General features: G+C 69.8%; 16 protein-coding genes. 7 read left to right on the top strand and 9 right to left on the bottom strand.

Going from position 1 to position 21,521, the window contains the following annotated elements:
- Positions 1-339: 339 nt before the first annotated feature.
- Positions 340-1,116: a deoxyribonuclease IV gene (locus AB0C26_RS17535; protein ID WP_360247900.1), complete on the bottom strand. Its 777-nt coding sequence runs from the start codon at positions 1,114-1,116 to the stop codon at positions 340-342.
- Positions 1,117-1,245: 129 nt separating this feature from the next.
- On the opposite strand from AB0C26_RS17535, the gene AB0C26_RS17530 reads away from it, so the two are divergent.
- From AB0C26_RS17530 to rplI, 5 genes are all read left to right on the top strand, one after another.
- Positions 1,246-2,223: a hypothetical protein gene (locus AB0C26_RS17530; protein ID WP_360247899.1), complete on the top strand. Its 978-nt coding sequence runs from the start codon at positions 1,246-1,248 to the stop codon at positions 2,221-2,223.
- 286 nt (positions 2,224-2,509) lie between these two features.
- A complete protein-coding gene (gene rpsF / locus AB0C26_RS17525; RefSeq protein WP_097325510.1) occupies positions 2,510-2,800 on the top strand; it encodes a 30S ribosomal protein S6 in 291 nt (96 codons plus the stop codon).
- 64 nt (positions 2,801-2,864) lie between these two features.
- Positions 2,865-3,431, top strand: coding sequence for a single-stranded DNA-binding protein (locus AB0C26_RS17520; protein ID WP_360247896.1), 567 nt, complete (start codon positions 2,865-2,867; stop codon positions 3,429-3,431).
- Between the two features lie 41 nt (positions 3,432-3,472).
- On the top strand, positions 3,473-3,712 hold the full coding sequence (gene rpsR, locus AB0C26_RS17515; protein ID WP_007073789.1) for a 30S ribosomal protein S18: 240 nt from the start codon (positions 3,473-3,475) through the stop codon (positions 3,710-3,712).
- Between the two features lie 14 nt (positions 3,713-3,726).
- Entirely contained in the window at positions 3,727-4,176 is a 450-nt protein-coding gene (gene rplI / locus AB0C26_RS17510) for a 50S ribosomal protein L9 (protein ID WP_360247894.1), read from the top strand.
- A 53-nt stretch (positions 4,177-4,229) separates the two neighbouring features.
- Here the strand turns inward: rplI and AB0C26_RS17505 are convergent, their stop codons facing one another.
- Positions 4,230-7,979 (bottom strand): hypothetical protein, encoded by a 3,750-nt coding sequence (locus AB0C26_RS17505; protein WP_360247892.1) that lies wholly within the window; start codon positions 7,977-7,979, stop codon positions 4,230-4,232.
- Between the two features lie 403 nt (positions 7,980-8,382).
- Here AB0C26_RS17505 and dnaB point away from each other — a divergent pair, with 403 nt between their 5' ends.
- Positions 8,383-9,825: a replicative DNA helicase gene (dnaB, locus tag AB0C26_RS17500; RefSeq protein WP_360247890.1), complete on the top strand. Its 1,443-nt coding sequence runs from the start codon at positions 8,383-8,385 to the stop codon at positions 9,823-9,825.
- Between the two features lie 4 nt (positions 9,826-9,829).
- On the opposite strand, the gene AB0C26_RS17495 is transcribed toward dnaB, so the two are convergent.
- From AB0C26_RS17495 to AB0C26_RS17480, 4 genes are read right to left on the bottom strand one after another with little or no spacing between them, the layout of a single operon-like run.
- A complete protein-coding gene (locus AB0C26_RS17495) occupies positions 9,830-10,165 on the bottom strand; it encodes a hypothetical protein (protein WP_360247888.1) in 336 nt (111 codons plus the stop codon).
- Positions 10,162-14,217 carry a toxin glutamine deamidase domain-containing protein gene (locus AB0C26_RS17490; RefSeq protein ID WP_360247886.1) on the bottom strand — a complete coding sequence of 1,352 codons (4,056 nt, stop codon included), beginning with the start codon at positions 14,215-14,217 and terminating at the stop codon, positions 10,162-10,164. The genes AB0C26_RS17495 and AB0C26_RS17490 overlap by 4 nt, the downstream gene beginning before the upstream one ends.
- Positions 14,217-14,546 (bottom strand): hypothetical protein, encoded by a 330-nt coding sequence (locus AB0C26_RS17485; RefSeq protein WP_360247884.1) that lies wholly within the window; start codon positions 14,544-14,546, stop codon positions 14,217-14,219. Before AB0C26_RS17485 ends, AB0C26_RS17490 begins: the two co-directional genes overlap by 1 nt.
- Positions 14,539-14,964 carry a YbaB/EbfC family nucleoid-associated protein gene (locus tag AB0C26_RS17480; protein ID WP_360247882.1) on the bottom strand — a complete coding sequence of 142 codons (426 nt, stop codon included), beginning with the start codon at positions 14,962-14,964 and terminating at the stop codon, positions 14,539-14,541. Before AB0C26_RS17480 ends, AB0C26_RS17485 begins: the two co-directional genes overlap by 8 nt.
- A gap of 102 nt (positions 14,965-15,066) precedes the next feature.
- Between AB0C26_RS17480 and AB0C26_RS17475 the strand changes: the two genes are divergently transcribed.
- On the top strand, positions 15,067-16,236 hold the full coding sequence (locus AB0C26_RS17475; protein ID WP_360247880.1) for an SUKH-3 domain-containing protein: 1,170 nt from the start codon (positions 15,067-15,069) through the stop codon (positions 16,234-16,236).
- Between the two features lie 675 nt (positions 16,237-16,911).
- Here the strand turns inward: AB0C26_RS17475 and AB0C26_RS17470 are convergent.
- The 3 genes from AB0C26_RS17470 to AB0C26_RS17460 are packed head-to-tail and all read right to left on the bottom strand — an operon-like array spanning position 16,912 to position 21,093.
- Positions 16,912-17,295, bottom strand: coding sequence for a zf-TFIIB domain-containing protein (locus tag AB0C26_RS17470; protein WP_360248301.1), 384 nt, complete (start codon positions 17,293-17,295; stop codon positions 16,912-16,914).
- Between the two features lie 7 nt (positions 17,296-17,302).
- Positions 17,303-18,562: a glycosyltransferase 87 family protein gene (locus AB0C26_RS17465; protein ID WP_360247878.1), complete on the bottom strand. Its 1,260-nt coding sequence runs from the start codon at positions 18,560-18,562 to the stop codon at positions 17,303-17,305.
- Positions 18,559-21,093 carry a bifunctional diguanylate cyclase/phosphodiesterase gene (locus AB0C26_RS17460; RefSeq protein WP_360247876.1) on the bottom strand — a complete coding sequence of 845 codons (2,535 nt, stop codon included), beginning with the start codon at positions 21,091-21,093 and terminating at the stop codon, positions 18,559-18,561. The genes AB0C26_RS17465 and AB0C26_RS17460 overlap by 4 nt, the downstream gene beginning before the upstream one ends.
- Between the last annotated feature and the right edge of the window lie 428 nt (positions 21,094-21,521).

The raw sequence follows: 21,521 nt of genomic DNA, 5'->3' as shown, positions 1-21,521 counted from the left end.
TCGGCAGTGGGCTTGCCGGGCGCCGGCTTGTCGGCAGTGGGCTTGCCGGGCGCGGGTTTCTCGGCAGTCGGCTTCCCAGGCGCGGGCTTGTCGGGCGCAGATTGAGCCGGAGAGGGCGAGGCCTTGGACGGGCCAGCCTGAGGCGACTCGGCGTTGGGCGGGTCGGCGTTGGGCGGGTCGGCTTTGGGCGGGTCGGCTTTGGGCGGGTCGGCGTCGGCGGGGCCTGGCTGTCGTGGGATGCCGGGTGTTGGCACCGCGGGCCGCAACGTTTCGGATGGCGGCGAAGCGGACTGCCTTGGCTGCTCGCTGGTCATGACCCTCCCCGTGGTGCCGGCGCCGTCAGCTACCCGTCCGCTCCCTCAGCAGAGCGATGTCTGCGGTCTGGCCCTCGGAGCCGCCCGGTGTCTCGACGACGGCCGGTGCTCCGGCGGCCCGGATCGCGGCCACGATGAGCTCGGGGTCGATCTTGCCATTGCCGAGGTTGTCGTGGCGGTCCTGGCCGGAGTCGAATCCGCCCTTGGAGTCGTTGGCGTGGATCAGGTCGATCCGTCCGGTGATCGATTTGACCCGGTCGACGATGCCGACCAGATCTTCACCACCCGCGAAGGCATGACATGTGTCCAGGCAGAACCCGGCGCCGAAGGAGCCGACCGCGTCCCACAGGCGGGCCAGGTCGTCGAAGCGGCGGGCGCACGCGTTGTCACCGCCGGCCGTGTTCTCGATCAGGATCGGCAGAGGCAGGCCGCCGTCGGACTCCGCGTACTCGAAAGCTTTGCGCCAATTGTCGAAACCGGCAGTCAGGTCGGCGTCCTTGCCCACGTGGCCGCCATGCACGATCAGGCCCTTGGCGCCGAGCTCGGCGGCGGCCTTGGCGTGTGCCATCAGGAGCTTGCGGCTGGGGATGCGGATGCGGTTGTTCGGCGAGGCGACATTCACGATGTACGGCGCGTGAATGTAGATGTCCACCTCGGACTCCCGAAGCGTCGCCGCGTCCTCGCGCGGTTTGGGCGATTTGTAGCCCTGCGGGTCGGTGAGGAAGAACTGCACCGCCTCGGCGCCGCGTTCGCGTGCCGCCTCGAGGGGGTCGGTCGGATCGACGTGGGCTCCGATGCGCATGGGACGAGACTACGACGAGGGTCCGACACTCACGCTCCCCGGCGTCACCGGGCTCCCGCGGGGCTCGTTACCTCCATTGATCACGTTCACGGACCGGCACGAGCCGGTGACGAAACTGGGAGATGGTGCATGTCGCGGCAGTTCCGACAGCGGGTGACGGCGCTCGCGCTGGGCGGCCTGATCTTCGGCGCTCCGATGCTGGTAAACGGCACCGCGAACGCGGATCGGATCCCCGAGGGGGCCCGGCAGGTGACCTTCGCCGGCGGCGGCATGCTCGGCATCTCCTGCCGGTCGAAGCCCGACGTCGAGTCGATGACGGTGCCCGCGCAGAGCACGATCCGGGTGGTCAACCGGACCGGGTACGCCGCGAAGTTGCTGCTCGGCGGCGACACGAAGGGCACGCTCCCGGATGATTCGGCCACTGATGTGATCTTCCGGCGGGGCACCACGGCGGTCACTCTCAAGCCCAACTGCCCGCTCGGTGACGAGGCCGTTCCGATGCTGGTCACGGCCTCGCCGTCGGCGCCCGCGACGCTGCCCGACCCGCAGCCGGCGCCGTCGTCGGCGGATCCCGAGCCGGTGTCGATGGCCCCGTCCGGCTCGAACGAGCCGTCAACCACGATGATGTCCGATTCCGCCGCTCCCGGACAGCGCCCCTCGCGGGTGAAATCCGCTGCTTCCGGCCCGGGCCCGCGTCGTCCGGCGACGATGCGGACCTCGGCGGTGGCCCAGGCCGCGACCGCCGCTGTTCAGTCGATGCCGCACGGCGGAGCCGCGACCAAACCCAAAATCAAGGACAAGGCCCTTTCCCGTACGGCGGGGAGCGCGAACCCGGCGTTCTCCGGCATGCCACCTGGTGACGAGAGGGCGCTGCTTCCCGGCGTACCGCAAATTTCTCTTGATCCGGTCGAGGCCGCACCGGCGGCACCCAGCGTGACCACGGCCGACGTGGCCGCGGCGGAACCGGTGGCGGCGATGCGGCCGATGAGCGACGGCGGGCCGATCGGCCTGCTCGCCCTGATCGCCGCGGTCTGCGTGCTAGGCGTCGGTGCCGCAACTATTCGGGCAATCGTGTCGCAACGTGCAAATCGGGCAATAGCGGCGTAAGCTACAGGAACAAAGCTCCGCGGGGCGGCCGCGTCCAACCTCATCGGTGTGGTCGTTCCTCCCCAGGTCCCACCCAGCGAATGCGGATCGGGCGCCCCGCGGCTCCACCAGGAAGGACCCCGTCCACCGACGGGGTCCTTCTTTTTGGTAGAGGGCCCGAGGTGGGTATGCTTGCTCGGTTCGCAGACGGCCGTGGGTCAACTCCCCACGGCTTTGCTGTGAACGACACAAGACCTCCTGCCACGGAGAGACCGTGGCCGCTAAGCCCACAGGAGGTGAGAACGTCTTGCGTCATTACGAACTCATGGTGATCCTCGACCCTTCGCTCGAGGAGCGCACCGTCGCACCGTCGCTCGATCAGTACCTGAACGTCATCAGGACCGCGGGTGGCTCGGTGGAGAAGCTCGACGTCTGGGGCCGTCGCCGGCTCTCGTTCGAGATCAACAAGAAGGCCGAGGGCATCTACGCCGTCGTCGACCTTCAGGCGACCCCTGAGGCCGTCGCCGAGCTGGACCGTCAGCTCCGGCTCAACGAGAACATCCTCCGTACCAAGGTCATCCGGCCCGAGACCCGCTGACTCGTTTTTGTCAGGGGGTTCTGGGAGCCTCCTAACGAACGAGAACTGCGGCGAGGAGAAGATCATGGCAGGAGAAACCACCATCACGGTCGTCGGCAACCTGACCGACGACCCCGAGCTGCGCTTCACCCCGTCGGGTGCGGCGGTTGCCAAGTTCCGCATCGCGTCCACGCCGCGGACCTTGGACCGGCAGTCGGGCGAGTGGAAAGACGGCGAGCCACTGTTCCTCGCGTGCAACATCTGGCGTGACGCCGCCGAGCACGTCGCCGAGTCGCTGCAGCGCGGCGCTCGGGTGATCGTGCAGGGCCGGCTGCGCCAGCGGTCGTACGAGACGCGCGAGGGAGAGAAGCGCACCGTCTACGAGCTCGAGGTCGACGAGATCGGCCCGTCGCTGCGGTACGCGACGGCCAAGGTGCAGCGCATGAACCGCTCCGGCGGTGGCCCCGGTGGGGGCAACTCCGGCGGCGGCTTCGGCGCCTCCGGTGGCGGTGGTGGCAACCGGCAGCAGTCCAGCGGTGGCGGCGGAGGTAACAACTTCGACGACCCGTGGGCGACGGCCGCTCCGGCCTCCGGCAACCGCTCCGGTGGGGGCGGCGGCAACTCCTCGTTCGACGACGAGCCTCCCTTCTAGCCCTTTGTTTCAAGGGCTTACCGAGTTCAGGAGTAAGAGCAATGGCTAAGGCTGCGGCGCTTCGCAAGCCGAAGAAGAAGGTGAACCCGCTCGACAAGGACGGGATCACCTACATCGACTACAAGGACACCGCGCTTCTGCGGAAGTTCATCTCCGACCGGGGCAAGATCCGTGCCCGCCGGGTCACCGGGGTGACCTCGCAGCAGCAGCGGCAGATCGCCCGCGCGGTCAAGAACGCCCGTGAGATGGCGCTTCTGCCGTACACGGCGACGGCGCGCTGAGGAGGATCACCGATATGAAGATCATCCTCACCCAGGAAGTCTCGGGTCTCGGCACGCCGGGCGACATCGTCGAGGTCAAGAACGGCTACGGCCGTAACTACCTGCTGCCGCAGGGCTTCGCGATCCAGTGGACCAAGGGCGCCGAGAAGCAGGTCGTGGTCATCAAGCGGGCCCGCGAGGCCCGCGAGATCCGTGACCTCGGCCAGGCCAACGAGGTCAAGGCCCAGCTGGCCGGCCTCAAGGTCTCGCTGACCGCGCGCTCCGGCAACGGTGGCCGCCTGTTCGGCTCGATCACCCCGGCCGAGATCGTCGACGCGGTCAAGGCCGCCGGCGGTCCGTCGCTCGACCGTCGCCGTCTCGAGCTCCCGGGTCACATCAAGACCACGGGCTCGTACAACGTGCAGGTCAAGCTTCACCCCGAGGTGACCGCGACGTTCCCGGTGAACGTGGTGGCCGCCAAGTAAGGCAGCTTTTCGGCAGCGCGCTGGGACTCGTCCCGGCGCGCTGTTTTTTATTCTCAGCTGAGGCTGTTGCCGGTGATGGCTGAGGTCAGGACGGTGGCCAGACCACCGCCGACGACCGCGGCGGCCAGGCCGACGCTGATCGCCTTCCAGGAGTGGCTGATGAAGCGCAGGCCCACCGCCACGAGGACGCTCAGGACCAGCGAGATGCCGAACTGCGGCGCCGCCTTGGAGAGCGTGTCCAGCGCGTGCGTCTGCGAGTCGGCGCCGAAAACGACCATGTAGACGACGAACAGCACGACGGGTACGCCGTACCAGACGAGGGTGTAGCCGACGGCGGCCAGCGGGCCGCCCGACTCCCCGGCATCCTCCTCGTCGTCCGGGTCGAGCAGGTCGTTCTTCCGGATCGTCGGATAGCCGCCGGTGACCGGGCGCCGCTCGTACGAGCCGGAAAGACCCTGATACGCCTCCCGCTGCTCTCGCGGCACCGGCGAGATCAGCGACGTGGACGTCATGGATAAGTTCGATGTTCCCTCGACGGCGGCTGAGCCGCTCGACCGAAAGGGCACGTAATCCGAGGTGCCGTACCGCCGGGACTCCCCCTCGGCGAGATCACTCTGCTCGGCGAGGTCTCGCCGCCAGTCGTTACCGCCGCCATCGCGGTAGGACGCGCTGCCCTTGGCCCGCTCCTCGCGCTCGGCATTACGCCAAGCGCCGGGCTCGGGGCGCGGTCTGCTTTCCGTGGTGCCGCCCGGCGACCAAGGCGCGTCCCCCGACCCCGGCTGGGGTGAGGAATCGCGGCGCCAGGCGTCGGAACTCAGCGGTTCCTGGGCGTACGCCGTGGGGTCGAGCATGCCACGGCGCGTAGGGGGTTCCTGGTCGTCGGCGCGGCGCCGGCCGGCACCGTACGGGCTCTCGGCCGTCCCCGCGGTCTCCGACCATCCGGTCCTCTCGGCCTTATCCGCCCACTCGGCCCTTTCGGCGGGGAGACCGCTGGCCGGAGCGGTGCTGGAGTAGCGCGGGGCGATGGCGGGGAGGCCACTGGCCGGGGCGGTGCTGGAGTAGCGCGGGGCGGAAGGCGGCCCACTGGCCGGGGCGGTGCTGGAGTAGCGCGGAGTGGTGGGCGGCCCACTGGCCGGGGTGGTGCCGGAGTAGCGCGGGGTGGTGGAGGGCAGGCCGCTTGACGGGGCCGGCGTGGGGTAGCGCGGAGAACCGCCGAGGTCGGCGGACGGGTAGCGCGTGGTCTGGCCGCCGATGTCGTCGACGGGGCGCCGGATGTCCGCGGGCAGGTCGCCGGCCGGGGAGTAGCGCGGAGCGCCACCGGGTGGGACTTCCGGTGAGTAGCGCGGGAGGCCGCTGGCTGGCGCTGATGAGGAGTAGCCGGAGAGCCTGCCTTCGTAAGGCGGCGGAGCGTCGGAGCGTGCCGGGGCGGGCGGCAGGCTGCGCTGTGACTCGGCCGGGAAGCCGCTGGCCGGGGCCGACGAGGAGTAGCGCGGGGTGTCGGTGTCCGAATAGCGATCGGGGTATCCGCCCGAAGGGGACGCGCCGTAGCTGGGAGCGCTGCGTGGTGCGCTGCTGGGCGGGGTGCTGCGCGGAGCCGTGCCGCCGAAAGCGCCGTAAGGCACGCCGCTGCGCGGCGCGGAACCCGGGTCGTCGGGGTAGCTGCGTGATCCGCCGCCGTAGGGGGTGGCGCTGCGTGGTGCGGAAGCCGGGTCGTCGTAGGAGCGAAGGTCGGTGGGAGCGGGATCGTCGGGGTAGCTGCGGCGGCCGGGGGCGGGGGCTGCGCTGCTGTAGGGCGTGGCGCTGCGGGGCGCGGAAGCCGGGTCGTCGTAGGAGCGAAGGTCGGAGGGAGCGGGATCGTCGGGGTAGCTGCGGCGGCCGGGGGCGGGGGCTGCGCTGCTGTAGGGCATGGCGCTGCGGGGCGCGGACGACGGCTCGTCGAAGGGGCGGCCGGTGGGCGCTGGGTCGTTCGGGTAGCCGGCACGGCCGTACGGGGTGCCGCTGCGGGCGTCGTTGTAAGACGCGGCGCTCTCGGGTGCGTCTTCGTACGGACGCCGGGGTGCCTCGGGGTAGCCGCCGCGGCTCGGGAGGGCGCTGGAAGGGGTGGCGCTCGACGGGGCGGCGCCGTAGCCGTATGGCGTACCGCTGCGAGGCGCCGGCGCGGGCGGAAGCGACGGCGGGGTGTGCCGGGCCGGCGGCTCGAAGGCCTGGCCGTTCTCCTCGGCCTCGGCCGGGGCAGCCGGGAGGGCGCGAGGGCCCTCACCCATCGCCTCGCGGCGGGCGGCCTCGCGGCGCCAGGCCAGGATGCGGGGGTCGTCCTCGGAACGGCTCCACTGGCCCGTGTCGGGGTCGCGGGTCCAGCTGCTGGTGTCGGGCTCGGCCTCCCACGAGGCGGTCTGCTCACGCCAGTCGGCGGTGCCGGGGTTGTACCGGGCCTTGGGCGCCTGGCGCGGACCGCTCCGGCGCGGCTCTCCCCGGCGCGGGTCGTCCCGCGGAGGCTGACCGGGCGCGGGCATGCCGCCCTGATCCCTGGGGACCGCGCCGAAGGTGGCCGTCTCGTCGCGTTCACGGTCCACCGGCTGGGCGGCGCGGGCCCGGCGGGCGGACCGGGTCTCCGGGGGGTAGCTCGTGGCGCTGTCGGCCAGACCCGAGACGGGGCCGGACGCGCTGCGCCCGGTGGTGTCGTCGTCGGCGTACCGGGGTCCCCGCTCCCGGCGGCTGCGCGGCGCGGGCGTCTCCGAGGCGTACCCCGGCGTTTCGTCATACCGCGAGGGGCGGGTCGACTCGTACGGCGCCGACGGCAGGGAGCGCTCGTCGGCGCGCCACGATGAGGTCGTCGAGGTGCCTGGATCCCCGTACAACTGAATGTTGCCGGTGTCGGTGTGCCCGGCCCAGTTGTCGGTGTCCCAGGTGTCGTTCTCGGAGCGACCGGTCGACCAGCCCGAACCGCCGGTGGGTCCCGGCTCGGGCGCGCGCCGGCGGCCGACGGGGCCCGGGGTCTGCTGAGCGCCGCGACGCCAGGCGGCCCGGTCGTCCTCCCGCACCAGGTGGCGGCCGTCGTCGCGGGAGTCGTCGGAGCGTAGCCAGGACGCGTCGGTGGTGCTTCCCGTGTCGTTCCAGGTGCCCTCGATGGCGTCGCGCTGCCAGGACGAAGAGCTTTCCGCGGGCGTACGGGGTGACGGCTGCTGCCAGCTGCTCGATTCCTGCCAGCTGGGGTTGCTCCGTTGCCAGCTCGGCGGGTCCTGCCGGTCGGGCTCGGTGAACTGCTGCCAGGCGGGGCGGGCGCCGGCGTCCGCGCTCGGCTCGTCGGTGCTGCTCGACCAGGCCGTACTCGAGATGGCCGGCTGTGACGCCGGGGTCTCGGCGGCGGGCGGGTACTCGCCGCGGCCGCCGGTCTGCCAGGCCTCGGTCGTGGACCGCCAGCCGTGGGAGCCGGTGGTGGACCGCCACTCGGTGGTCTGCTTCCAGCGGGCGCCGGTTGCGCGCCACTCGGCCGTCTCGGTGCGCCAGCCGACGCCGTCGGCCGGGAAGGTGGTCCGGCCGGTGGAGGCTACGTCGGACCAGCGGCTCGCCGGCTCGACGGACTCACTCTGGTCGGACTCGGCCTGCTGCGCCCACGCGTCGGCCCGGCGCTGCCAGTCGAGGGCCTCGGCGCTGGGCTGCATGCTGCCGGTGTCGGTGAGAGACGACCATTTCTGCTCAGGCTCGGCGAAATCCGGAGAATCCGGACTTCGAGTGGCCCACGAGTCCGCAGCGCGCCGATCGCGCGACATGCGGGCGCCGTAGTCCCACTCCCGTTGGTCCACCCGAAAAGCGTGCCGTGCCAACGGGCGAACCGCAACGCCTCCGGGCGACGGCTTGCTCACGCGGGGCATCTTTTCGCACTTGTGCAGGTGTTTTTCTGCTCTCCACAGTTGGGGACGGCGTAATCCCTGATGGATAAGGCATGTTCGGTGCCGCGTCGAAGAGTTGTCCACAGATGTCCACAGGGATATCCACAGGCTCAGGCGAGATGTCCACAGGTTGTCCCGAGACTCGTCCACCGATGCAGTTGGGCAGGTGGCGAGCAGGTTCGTACAGTGGTCCAGCCGCTTACGCGGGCTTGATCGGAAAGTTCTTCCTGATCAAGGTGGGGAGTTCAGCCGAAAGTGTCATACCCCGGCGGTTTGATCTGGGTGTGTTCACGGACGGCCAGCGGAGGAGGTCCGGGTGTCGATCACCGACGAGGCGCGCCCCCCGGGCCCGCAGTCCGGATCCGGGTCCTCCGGCTCAGGGCCGTCCGGTCCCGGAGGGCCGCCGAGCAACGGGCCGGCCAGCGGCGGGTTCGACAAGTCGCCGCCGCAGGATGTGGCAGCCGAGCAGGGTGTCCTGGGCGGCATGCTGCTGTCCAAGGACGCGATCGCCGACGTGGTCGAGATCCTCAAGACCCACGACTTCTACCGCCCGGTCCACAGCACGATCTTCGACGTCATTCTCGATCTGTACGGTCGTGGCGAGCCGGCCGACGCGCTGACCGTGGCCGCCGCGCTCGCCGACTCGGGTGACCTGCAGCGCATCGGTGGCGTGCCCTACCTGCACACCCTGATCGAGAGCGTGCCCACCGCGGCCAACGCGTCGTACTACGCCCGCATCGTCGGCGAGCGGGCCATCCTGCGCCGCCTGGTGAACGCCGGCACCAAGATCGTCCAGCTCGGCTACGGCGCGAACGGCAACGGCGGCCGCGACGTCGACGACATCGTCGACCTCGCCCAGCAGGCGATCTACGACGTCACCGAGAAACGCGTCAGCGAGGATTTCGCCTCCATCGGCGACATGCTGCAGCCCACGGTCGACGAGATCGAGGCGATCGGCGCCGCCGGCGGTGGCATGGCCGGCATCCCGACCGGCTTCTCCGATCTCGACCGGCTGCTCAACGGTCTGCACCCGGGCCAGCTGATCATCGTGGCCGGGCGCCCCGGTCTCGGTAAGTCGACGGCCAGCATGGACTTCGCCCGTAATGCCGCTATTCGCAGCAACTGCGCGAGTGCGATCTTCTCCCTCGAAATGAGCAAGATCGAAATGGTGATGCGGCTCCTGTCGGCCGAGGCGCGCGTGCCGCTCCACGTGCTGCGCTCCGGCCAGCTCACCGACGACGACTGGGCCAAGCTGGCGCGGCGCATGGGCGAGATCAGCGAGGCGCCGATCTTCGTCGACGACACCCCCAACATGAACCTCATGGAGATCCGGGCCAAGGCGCGCCGCCTCAAGCAGCGCCACAACCTCAAGCTCCTGGTTATCGACTACCTCCAGCTGATGAGCTCGCCGAAAAAGACCGAGAGCCGTCAGCAGGAGGTCTCCGAGCTGTCCCGTGGCCTCAAGCTCCTGGCCAAGGAGATCGAGTGCCCGGTGATCGGCGTGTCCCAGCTGAACCGTGGCCCCGAGCAGCGCACGGACAAGCGCCCTCAGCTGTCCGACCTGCGCGAGTCCGGCTCCATCGAACAGGACGCCGACGTCGTGATCCTGCTACACCGCGACGACTACTACGACAAGGAATCCCCCCGAGCAGGCGAGGCCGACTTCATCGTCGCCAAACACCGAAACGGCCCCACCGACACCATCACAGTCGCCGCCCAGCTACACCTCTCCCGCTTCGTCGACATGGCAATCGTCTAGGTCTTCAGGAGCGAGGGGGACCGTATTCCCAGCCCATGCGTTCCCCCTCGTCGGCGATGGCGTTGAGATCGGCCTCGGAGGGTAGTTCGACGTGCAATGCCTCGAGCGAAATCTTCTCTGCGGCCGCGCGATCGATATTGCGCAGACGATCGAAGTTCCGGTCGTCGTACAGCAGACCTGCGGCGATCTGTGGGGCGGAGACCCACGCCCCATGTCGCACGCTCCAGATGACTGCTCTTAGCGGCTGCCCAGGCAATGGCTGGTGCGCAATCATGCTGGTGGTCGTGCCGGACATGTCCGACTTGAGTACGGCTGTGTAGTCGAACGGGGTGTCCATCATGGGTGACCCGTCCCTGCCTCGTCCGATGGGTTCATCACGTCGCTATACCGGAGATTGTGCCGGGCTAAGGCTTGATCGAGCGAGTCACCACCGGAGTTCAGCGCGCGGATATAGCCGTTCCAGACCCCGCGGTTCGAACCGATCCAACTCGCGAGGCCGGTCTGCTTGTGGATTACGGGCTGAATCTGATCCAGCACCTCGAGGTCGGAGGGCTGATTCTCCGGCAGCCCATGGTCGCGGTTGATCGAGAAGATCTCCAGGAGGGCTTCTACCCGCTGCTCCGGGGTGAAGCGGCCATTCCGTACCCGGCTGTAGAGAGCATGGGTGTCCTTTCCCGCCGCACGGGACCGCGGTGTAGGGAATTGAATCTCGATGAGCTGACCACCGTGCTCTGTCAGCGAGACGTTGAGGCCATTGTGGCGACGCAGGCCGTCACCCCAGAAACTCAAAATCTTCCTCACCTCGTACCCCTCAGGCCGCAGAGCCGCCAAGATGGCGAAGACGGTTCGGCCGTAGTCACGTAGCGGTACTTCGATCGAAAAACGTACAAGATCCTTCTGTTGGGCGACGAAGTCGTCCAAGCCGGTTCCCTCGGCGAAACCTGCTTCGAGGAAGGCTCTGGCCAGTGAGTTCGGTGTCTTGGCGCGGTGTTGCTCATCGACGACGCGCGGCATTTCGCCGTCTTTGACGGAAGGGAGAGCCGCGACGACCTGACGGATGTCGTCCAGCACTCGGTCGGCGATTGCGAGCGATCGAACGTAGGACTGGTTCAGCGTTGTCTGCTCTGTGGACGGCAGGGATTCGAAGGCCGCTCGTTCCGCGGCGGCCTCCGGTGACTCGGTCGGTGGGGGGCTGTCGGTGCCGGTTGGGGTGGTGGACCACTGGCCGGGGCCGTGGTGTGGGAGTGGGGATGGGGTGCCGTTGGCGGTTACCACCAAGGCGTCCATTGAGGTGATGTTGGTGGGGGCCGGGGTGCCGGCGTGGTGATAGAAGGGGTGGGTTTCTGAGAGTTTGCCTATCTGGGGGTCCAGGAAGAGGACCGTGCCGTTGTGGTTGATGGCTGACCACGAGTGGCAGCCGCCGGCCTCCAGGTCGGTGATGATGAAGGCGAAGGCTCCGTGGCCTGTGTTCAGCAGGTGGTTGCTCAAGTTGGTGAAGGCCAGGTCCATGGCCTGTTTGGCCTCGGCGGCGGGGGTTCGGCCGACGTTGGGGCAGAGCGACTGGAAGTCGCCGCCGGTGGCCTGGCGGATTCGGTCTACGCCGGTCAGTTCGCCGCCCAGGGGGCGGGTCGGGTCGCCGTGGGCGTACGTGTCGAAGGTGCGTGGGGCGGCTACCCGGGGGCGTCCGTGAATGTACGTGTCGAAAAGGGACAGGACGCCGTCTACGCAGTTCAGGCCTCGGGTGGGGTCGGCGGCGGGTCCGCCGTCGTTGGCCAGGCGGAACCAGTGGCCTGCCCTCGGGTCCGGTAGGCGGGTGGGGCGGCCGTCGCGGTCGCGGGGGACGGCGTTCTCCAAGTCGACCTGGTGGATGGCCAAAGGTGGGCGTAGGCCGCCGACCGAGTTGTAGCGGCGGGTGGCGTCGATGGGGGACGGGCCGGTGGTGCCGGTCAGGGCGGAACGGTTGTCGGTCTTGACGCCGCCGGGAGCCAGGTCGCCGACGTCGCGGTTGATGCGGGCCCAGTTCGGCGGGTCGACCTCGACGGTGTCGGGGGCCAGCGCGCCGGTGCGAATCTGGTCCGTTTGGGCATCGATCTCGGCTACCACCTCGCTGAGCTCTACGGCCTGGTGGCGGTAGTCGCGGGCGCGGAGCGTGAAGCCGGAGCGGTCGGCGTCGTCGGCCAGGCGACCGAGGTCGAGGATCTTGGCTCGGTTGTCGTCGGCGATCTGGTTGAGGTAGCTGACGTACTCCTCGCGCCGGTTCAGTTCGTGGGTGCGACGGGCGTGGTCGGCGTAGCCGAAGTAGGCGGCCTCGGCGCGGGCCGGGTCCGGCGGCGGCAGCGGGCGGCGCGGTGCGTTGTCCAGGTTGCTCGGCAGCGGTGCCGCGACGACGGGCGCCGGGCGGCGAGGGGCAGGGACGCGATTGATGTACGGGCGTGCATCCACCGGGGCGTTCAGGGGCCGGCTGCGCGGACGGTCGGAGAGGGGCGACGGCGGAGCGAGCGCCCGATCCAGGAGCGAGGCTTCCGAGCTGCTCAAATACCGGTGGGTGGTGGGGGTCCGGTCGAGGGGCAGGGGTGGGCGCCGACGGGATGCGGCCGGGCGGGGGCCGAGAGCGTCCGCGATCCGGTCCAGGTCGGACAGTGGTGCCCGCCAGGTCGTGCCGGGCGGCAGCAGGTCCGGGAGGTCGGAGGTGCCGGTGGCCGGCGGGCCGGGATGCCGAGGCAGGGCCGATACCCAGGGAGTCATTCCCGCGCCAGCCATCGGCGGGGACGAAAAAGAGGCTTGCGTTTGTACGGCGGGTGGCGGCGGCCCGGCGAGATCGGTACCCGACGTGGAGGCGAACGTGGGCGGGGATACGGGCGACGGAACCGAAGCGGGAGCCGGGTCCGGGCTGGGCGTCGCCGAAGAGTTCAGCGCGGATGACTCCGGGCCGGGTGTCGACGGGGGCGTGGAGTCGAAGGCCGTGCCGGGGCCCGAGGTAGCGACCGGCTCGACGGTGCCGGCAGCCGGATCGGGCGCCGCTGGGACCGGCCCGGAAAGAGCCGCAGGCGAAGACGCCGGCGGGGAGGTATCCACAGGCGAAGACGTCGGCTGGGAGGTATCCGCAAGCGAAGACGTCGGCGAGGAGGTACCCGCAGGCGAAGAAGCCGGCGAGGAGGTATCCGTCGGCGAAGAGGGATCCCCAGGCGCCAGAGGAGTCGGCGAGGAGTTCGACGGGGATTCCGGGCGCGATGGATCGGACGGTGAAAGGTCCGTGCTCGGTGCAACAGCGGACGGGACTTCCGTTGGCGACGAAACAGGCGAGATGGCATCAGCCGGCGAGACGACTGGTGATGAAACAGGTGACGAAGAGGGCGGCGAAACGGTGGGGCCCTCGATCGCCGGTGAAAGGTTCGGTGTGAGGCTGCCTTCGGGTGCGCTCAACGGCGTACCACCAAAGAAAGCGAAATTGGACGGCAGGGAATGCACCGCCGACCCGGTCGCGCCCGAAGTCGCGGATTTTGCGAGATCGCCCGCATCGGGCAGCTGACCGAAGGCCGCCGCGGCGCCGAACTCGGCCAGGACCTCGCCGCCGGCGCCCCGAGCCACACCGCCGTGGCCGTGTGAGCCGAGGCCGGCGCCGCTCGACGCCGCACCGCCGGCGAAACCGGCGACGGCCGAGGTGCGCAGGTCGTTCAGGTCGAAACCGTCCGAACGGCCCGTCGTCTGCTGGTAGGCCTGGATGCCGCCGTTCGTCGCCAGCTCCTCGCGCGCCTCGTCGAAGCCCTCGTCGAGCGCCTCGTGACCGAGTTTGCGCAGACCCTCCTTGGTGCCCAGCTGCTTGATGGCGTGGGTGGCGGTCCGCTTGAGCGCCTTCGCGCCGAGCTGTTCGACGAGCTTGCGGAAGATCTGCTGAATGGCCAGCCGGGTGGCCATGATCAAGCCGCCGGCGGCCGGGGACGAGGCGCCCAGGGTGAGGATCACGGTGATGCCCATGCCGATGAGCTCGGTCAGGAAGATGCCGATCTCGATCCAGGCCTCGAGTTTGGCCGCCTCGAGATCCCGGCCCGCGCCCTCCACCAGGCCGCCGAGTTGATGCGACGCGTGCAGCAGGGCATTCAGGGGCGCGCTCTCGTCGCCCGCGAGTCGTTGCCAGGCCTGTTCGAAGCTGTCGGCGCCGGCACCCTCGTACCCGGAAAGGATCTGAGAGACCGCGCCGAAGGCGGTGTCGTTCGGTTCGATCAGGGCCGTGGCCAGGGCATACCAACGGTCGGCGACGTCCCACGTGGTGACCTCGTTGCCGGCCGGCCAGTCGAAGCCGACCACCCACTCCAGCGCCGTGTACGCCCAATCGGGCATGTCGAAGGGGCTGAACTCGAGCGGATGCGGCACCGGGCTGGGAAGGACGCTCATCATCGGCTCCGGTGAAGGTGGAGTCGCCCGGCGGCGTCGGCGTCGGCCCCGAGGTTCTCGTGGACCGACTTGGCGACCGCCTCGCCGAGTCCGGCCACGTGGGCTGCGATCAATCGCCAGGCGTCGAGAACCTGCTGCTCAACCGGGTGGTACTGACGCTCGAAGGACTGGCCGTACTCGTCGCGGCCCCAGGGTGAGGCCGCGGTGGCGGCGGCGATCTCGGCGCCCGCGTGGTTGCGGCGGGCGGTGAGGTCCTCGCCGGCCGCCGTCAGCGAACGCGAGCCCTCGAGGGTGTCGCCGGCGTCGAGCCGGAGGCGCTGGTCATCCATGGCGGCCGACCACGTCCTGGACGATCTCGTCGGAGCGGCCGAGCAGCGAGCCGAGATCGTTGTCGGCCAGATAGCGCAGCGATCCCGAGTCGGCCGGCAGGTAGTCGGCCATCAGGGTCCGCACCTGCTGCCGCGCCTTTTCGCCGGCACTGTGGACGGTGGCCACGATGGTCCGGGACACGTACTCGTTGTCCATGTTGCGAGTCGCGCGCCGGGTCAGGCGGAGGTCGATCAGTTCACCGCGCGGGCCGACGGTCGCGCGAACCAGGCCGTCGGGCGAGGCGGCGGTGACCCGCAGGGATTCGAGCCGATGCTGGAGCGCGTCCAGATCGGAGCGGAGCCGCGCGTACCGCCCATGGATCTCCTCGAGCCGGTTCCGCAGATCCCGGTTCGCCTCGCGGTTCGCCGTCGTCGCCATCGTCGCCACCCTTCGAGCACTTTGCGTGGTCGGTTAGCTTCAATCCGTGAACGTCGTGGCGATCCAATGGGTTCACACGAAGAAGCGAGGGAGGGCGGACGGATGGCGATCACCCGAGCCGAAGCGGAAGAGATCGCCGCACGCTGGGCGCGCGGCCAGGACGGCGAGCCGGAAATCGCGGAGTTCGATCTGGGGTACGTGATCTGGGCACGTCCGCCGTCGACCGTGCTGCCGGCGCCGGGTGACGGCGCGCGCACGGTGATCGACCGGGAGACCGGGGTGCTCTCGACCTGGCCGAGCGTGCCGACCGAGGAGATCGCGGCCGTCTACCGGTCCCGGCGCCCGCTGCCACCGGGAACGGTGGATCCGGCCATCTCGCTGTTGCGGCTGACCCGCCGCTCGCCCACACCGACCACGGTGGCGCACCTGACCGCCGGCGACCGGCTCTTCCGCGCGCAGGGGGCCAAAGGCGACCAGGAGATCAACCACCATCCGCTGGTGCGGGCGCGCCTGGAGCAGGCCGATCCGGCGGGCCGGGTACGCGGCGCGGACCGGCACGCGGAGCTGGTCGCGCTCTCCGACGCGCTGCACTCCCGAGGCCCGGAGATCACCCTCGACGAGGCTCGGGCCTGGCTGCTCGGCTCTCGCTTCGAAGCTTTCCTCGTACGGGACCAGGGCGATCCCCTGGGCGGCACGGAGAGCCGCCCGTGCGAGACATGCATCGCCGTATTGGTCGACTTCGCCGTACTGCCCTGGTCGGATCTGGCGTTCACCACCGAGTGGCGGCACGGCTCGGAGCGAGTACCGGAGCCGGGCCGATTCCCGCACGACGTGGCGCGAACGTTGGCCGGCGGCGGATGGGTCGGCCCGGTCGACCAGCCGGCGCTGGTGGCACGAGCCGTGGAGATCAGCGAGAACCGTTTACGCCCGTTCGAGGAGGCACAACGAGCGATAGCGGACTTCGCCGGCGTACGGTGCGGCCGCCGAGGCCCAGGCACACGGCGGGCCGTCCGCTTGCTGCGCCTCGACCCGGTGCCCGGCGCGTACGCGGCGGGAGCGCTGGCCGAGTTCGGCGAGCTGATCGGGGCCGACCTGTTCCCGATCGGGGTCGAGGGCGACGACGCCGTGGTGGCGATCGACGAGCGCGGACGCGTTTTCGTGCTCGACCAGGCCGGCGAATGGATGGCGGGCGCCACGCTGGACGAGGCCCTGGTCAACCTGCTGACCGGCGACGGCCCGGAACGCCGAGTACACGACGACGGCACCTGGTGAAACCCGCAGCGGCAGCAGAGCCCCGGCGCGGCGGCGCCCTCGGCGCACGGAAGGAGTGGGCGTGCCGGCGGCAGCAGTGGACCGGCGTGGCGGTGGCCGGGCGTCCGGTGAAGCATTTGGGCGTACCCGCGGCGGCAGCGGATCGGCGTGGCGACGGCCCGGAACGACGGGCGCGCGGCGGCGGCCCGGAACGACGGGCGTACTGCGGCGGCCTGGAACGACGGGCGCTCGGCGGCGGCTGGTGAAACAATCCCAGCGGCAGCGGCGGGCCGAGCGACGGCAGGTGAAGGCGCTCCGAAGCAGTAGCGGAAGCGGCGACGGCCGGCGCGCAGCGGCAGCAGAACAGGGGCAGCGGCAGCGCGCTGGAAGCGGCCGGATCAGCAGTAGCGGCGCGGGCCGGCGGTAGCGCGCTGAAGGCGGTCGGAACAGCAGTAGCGGCGCGGACGGCGGCAGCGGCAGAAGAGCGGCCGACCGGCAGTGGCAGTAGCAGTAGCGGCAGCGGCTGAAGGCGGGCGGCACTGCGGCAGCGGCTGAAGGTGGGCGGCACTGCGGCAGCGGTGGAGGCGGCCGGAGCGGCGGCTGAAGGTGGGGCGGCTTGCTGGCGAGGAAGCGTCGGCGATGGGCGCGGCTCACCGCCGGGCCGTGGGAGGCCCGGCGGTGAGGGGAAGCGCGGTCCTAGTCGAACAAGTCGTGCAGGAAGCCCTTGCGCTTGCGGTAGTGGCCGTGGTGGCCGCCGTGCCGGTAGTGGCCGTGGTGGCCGTAAGCCGGGGCCGGGGCGTAACCGGGCACCGGGGCCGGGTAACCGTGGCTGGGCTGCCCGTACGCGGGAGGCGGCGGCGGGGGCGCGTATCCGCCCGGCTGCGGCGCGTGGGGGGCGGGCGGCGGCGGGGCGGCCGCGGGACGAGGGGCCTGGCGAGTGTTGTAGGACGACTCGGCGTCGAAGAGCTTCTCGAGCTCACCGCGGTCGAGGAAGATCCCCCGGCACTCGGTGCACTGGTCGATCGTGACGCCGCTGCGCTCGTACACTCGCATCTCGCCGTGACACTTCGGACAGGTCATCTGCATCTCACAGACGGTACAAGGCTGTGTCATCCGTCGGGGCACTAAACGCTGTGTGGTTCCTGTGTGCACCGCGCAGTGCGAGGCCCCAGATCAGGAAGGCCACCGGATACAGCAGGTAACCGAACCGGGTGGTCGGCATCAGCAGGATCGCGGCCAGCAGGCCCCACCCGCAGATCATCGACGCGGTTGCCGCCGTGCGCGGGGGGCGCATCAGAATGCGTACCGTAATAATGCCTGCGACCGCGACCAGTAAGCCCAGAGCGACGAAACGCCCGGCCGGCAGGTGTTCCGCGATCAGATGGCCGGGGAACGGCGACTGGGCGGGGCTCTTGACGAGACCGTGCCCGAGCGGGAACCGGATCACGTTCTCCAGGAAGGCGTCCCGGTTGACCAGGAACGGCGGAATGAGTACGACGACCGGCAGGGCGAGCGCGCCCGGGATCAGCCGGCCCGCGCGTTTGGTGACGATCGCCAGCACGATCAGCACGGCCACGACCGGTAAGGCGAAAAGCTTGCACGCGGCGGCGGCGCCGACGGCCACTCCGGCCCATCCGTAACGATCGGTAGCGGCGGCGGCCAGGGCGAGGAGGCAGAGCGCCAGCACCGGGATGTCGTCGCCGCCGGTGGCCAGGGTGAGCGCGCAGATCGGGAGAACGGTGACTGCTTGTAGCGCCCGTACGGACCATGGCGATTCCGGCAACAACCGCATGGCCATGATCAGCGCGGCCGCGGTGACGACCGCGAACCAGACGCGCGCGTCCGTCCACCAGTAGTCGCCGACGATCGCGCGCGGGAGCCCGAAGACCGCCATTCCAGGCTGATAGGGGCTGTATCCCATCAACCGCTCGTCGAGCGGCAGGGCGGCGATCGCGTCGCGGCTCAGGTAGGGCGTGCCGTCGTGCAGCAGCCGCTCGCCCATCCGCTCGACGACCAGCACCTCCTCCTGAGCGCGATCGACGCGCCCGCCGGCCCGCTGCACGGCCTGCACGACGAGCGGCACCAGGGCCGCGGCCACCCAGGTGATCCAGGTGAGTGCGACTCTTCCGCTCTTCAGGAGCTTGCGGCGGTACGCGATCAGCTGCGCGACAACCGCGAGGAGCGCGCCGGCGTAGGCCCAGACCGCTATGGCACCCCAGGCGCGATGGGGCAGCAGCGTCGAGGACGTCGCGGTGAACAGCGCGAAGGCGGCGGAGAGGGCGTAAAGGGCCGCATCGACCGCGTACTCCCGAAAACCACGGTCCTCAGCTGCTGTTTCGCCACTCACGCGGGCAAGTGTGGCAGAGAAGATCTCCCTGTTGAGCCGGGCCGCCGCCGCGACATGCGGACGACCGCGCCGCCGTCGTGCAATGAGGCGGCCAGAGCGCCCGTACGCCCGCCCGTGCCCCGCTGCATGGTGGCCAGCAACCGATCGGCCGACATCGAGCGGGCGAAGAGGTGGCCCTGCCCGGCGACGCAGCCCAGCTCCCACAGCGAGAGCCGTTGCGGCTCGCTCTCCACCCCTTCGGCGATCACGGTGAGGTGCAGGCTGCGGGCCAGGTCGACCGTGGAGCGGATGACCGCGACCGCCTCGGAGGAGGTCTGCACGGTGCTGACGAACTCCCGGTCGATCTTCAGCTGGCTGACCGGAATGTGCGAAAGAACGGACAGCGGGGACACGCCCGTACCGAAATCGTCGAGGGCCAGGCGGACGCCGGCCTCACTCAGATCGTTCAGTGCCCTGCGCACGACCTCGAGCTGGGTGAGCGTCAGCGTCTCGGCCAGCTCGAAGACCAGCATCTCGGGCGACACCTGGTGGCGGCCGAGCCGGGCCAGCACCATCTCGGGGAAGCTCGGGTCGAGCAGGCTGCGGGGTGACACGTTCACCGCGACCGGCATGTCGAAGCCGGCCTCGCGCCACTGGTTGGACGCGTCGAGAGCCTGCTCGAGGACGGCGTCGGCGAAGGCGGGCAGCTGACCGGAGCGCTCCACCGTCTCGAGGAACTGCATGGGCGTCAGGAAGCCGTACTCGGGGTGCTGCCAGCGGGCCAGGGCCTCGGCCCAGAGCACTTCGCCGCTGCCCAGATCGACGATGGGCTGGAATTCGACCACGAACTCGCGTTCGGCGATGGCGCGCTGCAACTCGCTGCTGAGCACCAGCCGCTCGACGTCGGCGGTGTCGCTCGCGTGCGCGTACGTAGCCGTAGGTTGACCTGCCTTTTTCGCCTGGTACATGGCGATGTCGGCGCGGCGCATGAGCTCGTTGACGCCGCCGCTGCCGGGCGCCAGCGCGATGCCGGCGGCGGCCGAGACGGTGAGCTGCATGCCCTCGACCTCGATGGCCTCGTCGAGGGAGGCGAGGACCGTCTCGGCGCGGTGGCCGGCCATGGCGGGAGTCGGCAGGTTGGTGAGCAGCATCGCGAACTCATCGCCACCGAGCCGGGCGACCAGATCACCGGGGGCCGCGGCGGCGCTCAGCCGGCGGGCCACCTTGCGCAGCACCGCGTCGCCGGCGGCGTGGCCCAGCGTGTCGTTGACCTCTTTGAAGTGGTTGAGGTCGATGAGCAGCAGGGCGACCACGCCGTCGTCGCTGTCGCCGGAGAAGTGGCGGGTGGCCCGGTCGTACAGGTGGCGGCGGTTGGCGAGGCCGGTGAGGGCGTCGTGGGCCGCGTCGTGCGCGTTCTGGGCGCTGATCCGCGCGAGTTCGGCGTACGCGGAAGCGTTGCGAATGGCCGTGCAGAGCGCCGAGGCGAAGGTCTTGAGCTTGTACTGCTCGAACTCGGTGAGCTTGACCGCGCCGCCGAAGCGCAGCCGCAGCACGCCGACTCGCAGCGTGCCGTCGTGCGCGATCAGGTCGGTGGTGACCTCGCCGCGGTGCTTGTTCTTGGCCGTGCCGGGCGAACCGTCGTGCCGGATGCCACTGGCCGAGCCGATCACGACCCGGTCGTCGGTGCCGGCCACGGCGAGGTCGATCTCGGCTTCGCTGGCCGAGAAGATGACCGCGGCCCGGGAGACCGCCGAGTGCAGCACCTGGGTGAGGTCGACGGCGTTGAGGGCGTCGGTGGCCTCGGCGAGGCGCTGCCAGGAGTCGCGCTCTTCGCGGGTACGCACCCGGCCCGACTGCCAGAGCTGAAGACACGCCACGATCAACGGCAGCAGAAGCAGCAGAAGCGGATCACCGTTGTAGGCGAGCAGGGCCATCGTCACGAGCGTGGCCGCGAGCCGGACGACATAACCGACAATCTTGACGTCCAGATTGCGACGGGCGATGTCGCGGAGCCGCACGCGCGAGGAAATTGCCATTACCGGGAGGAAAGCCGCCTGATCGACAATTGCCATCGCGCACAGGCCCAGAAGGATGGCGCCGGCGGCGAAAGGCGGGTCGCTCACGCTGGGCTGGACGCCGTAGAGCAGAAACATCACGGCGGCCGAGGACGCCAGCAGGGTGTCTTTCGCGACCTGCCAGACGGTCTTGAGCAGGGCACGTCGCATCGCGATCCGGTTGATCGTGATGGCCAGGATGGTGCACAAGATCACCCACGGTGCCGGTACCAGCGCCAGCCCGATCAGAACCGGCACCTCGGTCCAGGTCGTGACGTCCTGGTTGGACATGATCCGAAAGCGCACCCGCAGCCGGATGGCCACGATGATCGCGCCGAAGATCAGCCCGATCACCAAGAAGTTCGGCGGTGGCATGGGCTGCGCCACGCTGTACGCCACCACCCCGCCGGCCGCGCCGAGCGCCAAAACGACGACGAGACCGACGAACAGCCGGAGCTGTCGATCGGTCGCGTCGTCGTTGGAGCTAGAGGTGGGCATCTCCGGGTCCTGTCACTGAGCGCATCGAAGCCGTCGCTTCGGGCTCAAGCCTAAGCACCCCGCGCCCGTTCGCGCACCTAGGAGTTCACTCCCATTCCTGGCTGCTACGCATGGCCATCTCCCTGCTGATCTCGGCGGCGGAAGTGCGTGTGTTCGTCGCGACGACCAGAAAGGTATTTGGCTTTCACCCAGGTTCATAGTGTTTTGTGTCGGTATGAGCAGAAAGTGATAACAGCCTGTCTGCTCGTTACTCAGTGCTTAGGAATGAAAACTCAGAGCTATCTGGAATACCGTTATGGCCGCAGTGTCCAAATCGCACTCCGTGCTTTAGTTCTCACCCTCCGAGTGCCCATTTCCCGAGTGATCCACAACATGTCTGACCAGCGCATAGGCGCCAGACATTCGTTTAGCCATTTAAATTGTGCGCG

It is taken from the genome of Actinoplanes sp. NPDC048796, assembly GCF_040650035.1.
GTDB lineage: Bacteria > Actinomycetota > Actinomycetes > Mycobacteriales > Micromonosporaceae > Actinoplanes.
The sequence above is the reverse complement of the archived record's forward strand: the minus strand, read 5'-3'. Positions and strand labels throughout refer to the sequence as shown.

Coding starts and splice junctions, on each gene's coding strand:
- AB0C26_RS17485 (WP_360247884.1), bottom strand. CDS start 14,546: ATGGATGACCAGCGCCTCCGGCTCGACGCCGGCGACACCCTCGAGGGC.
- AB0C26_RS17470 (WP_360248301.1), bottom strand. CDS start 17,295: ATGACCTGTCCGAAGTGTCACGGCGAGATGCGAGTGTACGAGCGCAGC.
- AB0C26_RS17495 (WP_360247888.1), bottom strand. CDS start 10,165: ATGATGGACACCCCGTTCGACTACACAGCCGTACTCAAGTCGGACATG.
- AB0C26_RS17535 (WP_360247900.1), bottom strand. CDS start 1,116: ATGCGCATCGGAGCCCACGTCGATCCGACCGACCCCCTCGAGGCGGCA.
- rplI (WP_360247894.1), top strand. CDS start 3,727: ATGAAGATCATCCTCACCCAGGAAGTCTCGGGTCTCGGCACGCCGGGC.
- AB0C26_RS17460 (WP_360247876.1), bottom strand. CDS start 21,093: ATGCCCACCTCTAGCTCCAACGACGACGCGACCGATCGACAGCTCCGG.
- AB0C26_RS17530 (WP_360247899.1), top strand. CDS start 1,246: ATGTCGCGGCAGTTCCGACAGCGGGTGACGGCGCTCGCGCTGGGCGGC.
- AB0C26_RS17520 (WP_360247896.1), top strand. CDS start 2,865: ATGGCAGGAGAAACCACCATCACGGTCGTCGGCAACCTGACCGACGAC.
- AB0C26_RS17475 (WP_360247880.1), top strand. CDS start 15,067: ATGGCGATCACCCGAGCCGAAGCGGAAGAGATCGCCGCACGCTGGGCG.
- AB0C26_RS17490 (WP_360247886.1), bottom strand. CDS start 14,217: ATGAGCGTCCTTCCCAGCCCGGTGCCGCATCCGCTCGAGTTCAGCCCC.
- AB0C26_RS17480 (WP_360247882.1), bottom strand. CDS start 14,964: ATGGCGACGACGGCGAACCGCGAGGCGAACCGGGATCTGCGGAACCGG.
- rpsR (WP_007073789.1), top strand. CDS start 3,473: ATGGCTAAGGCTGCGGCGCTTCGCAAGCCGAAGAAGAAGGTGAACCCG.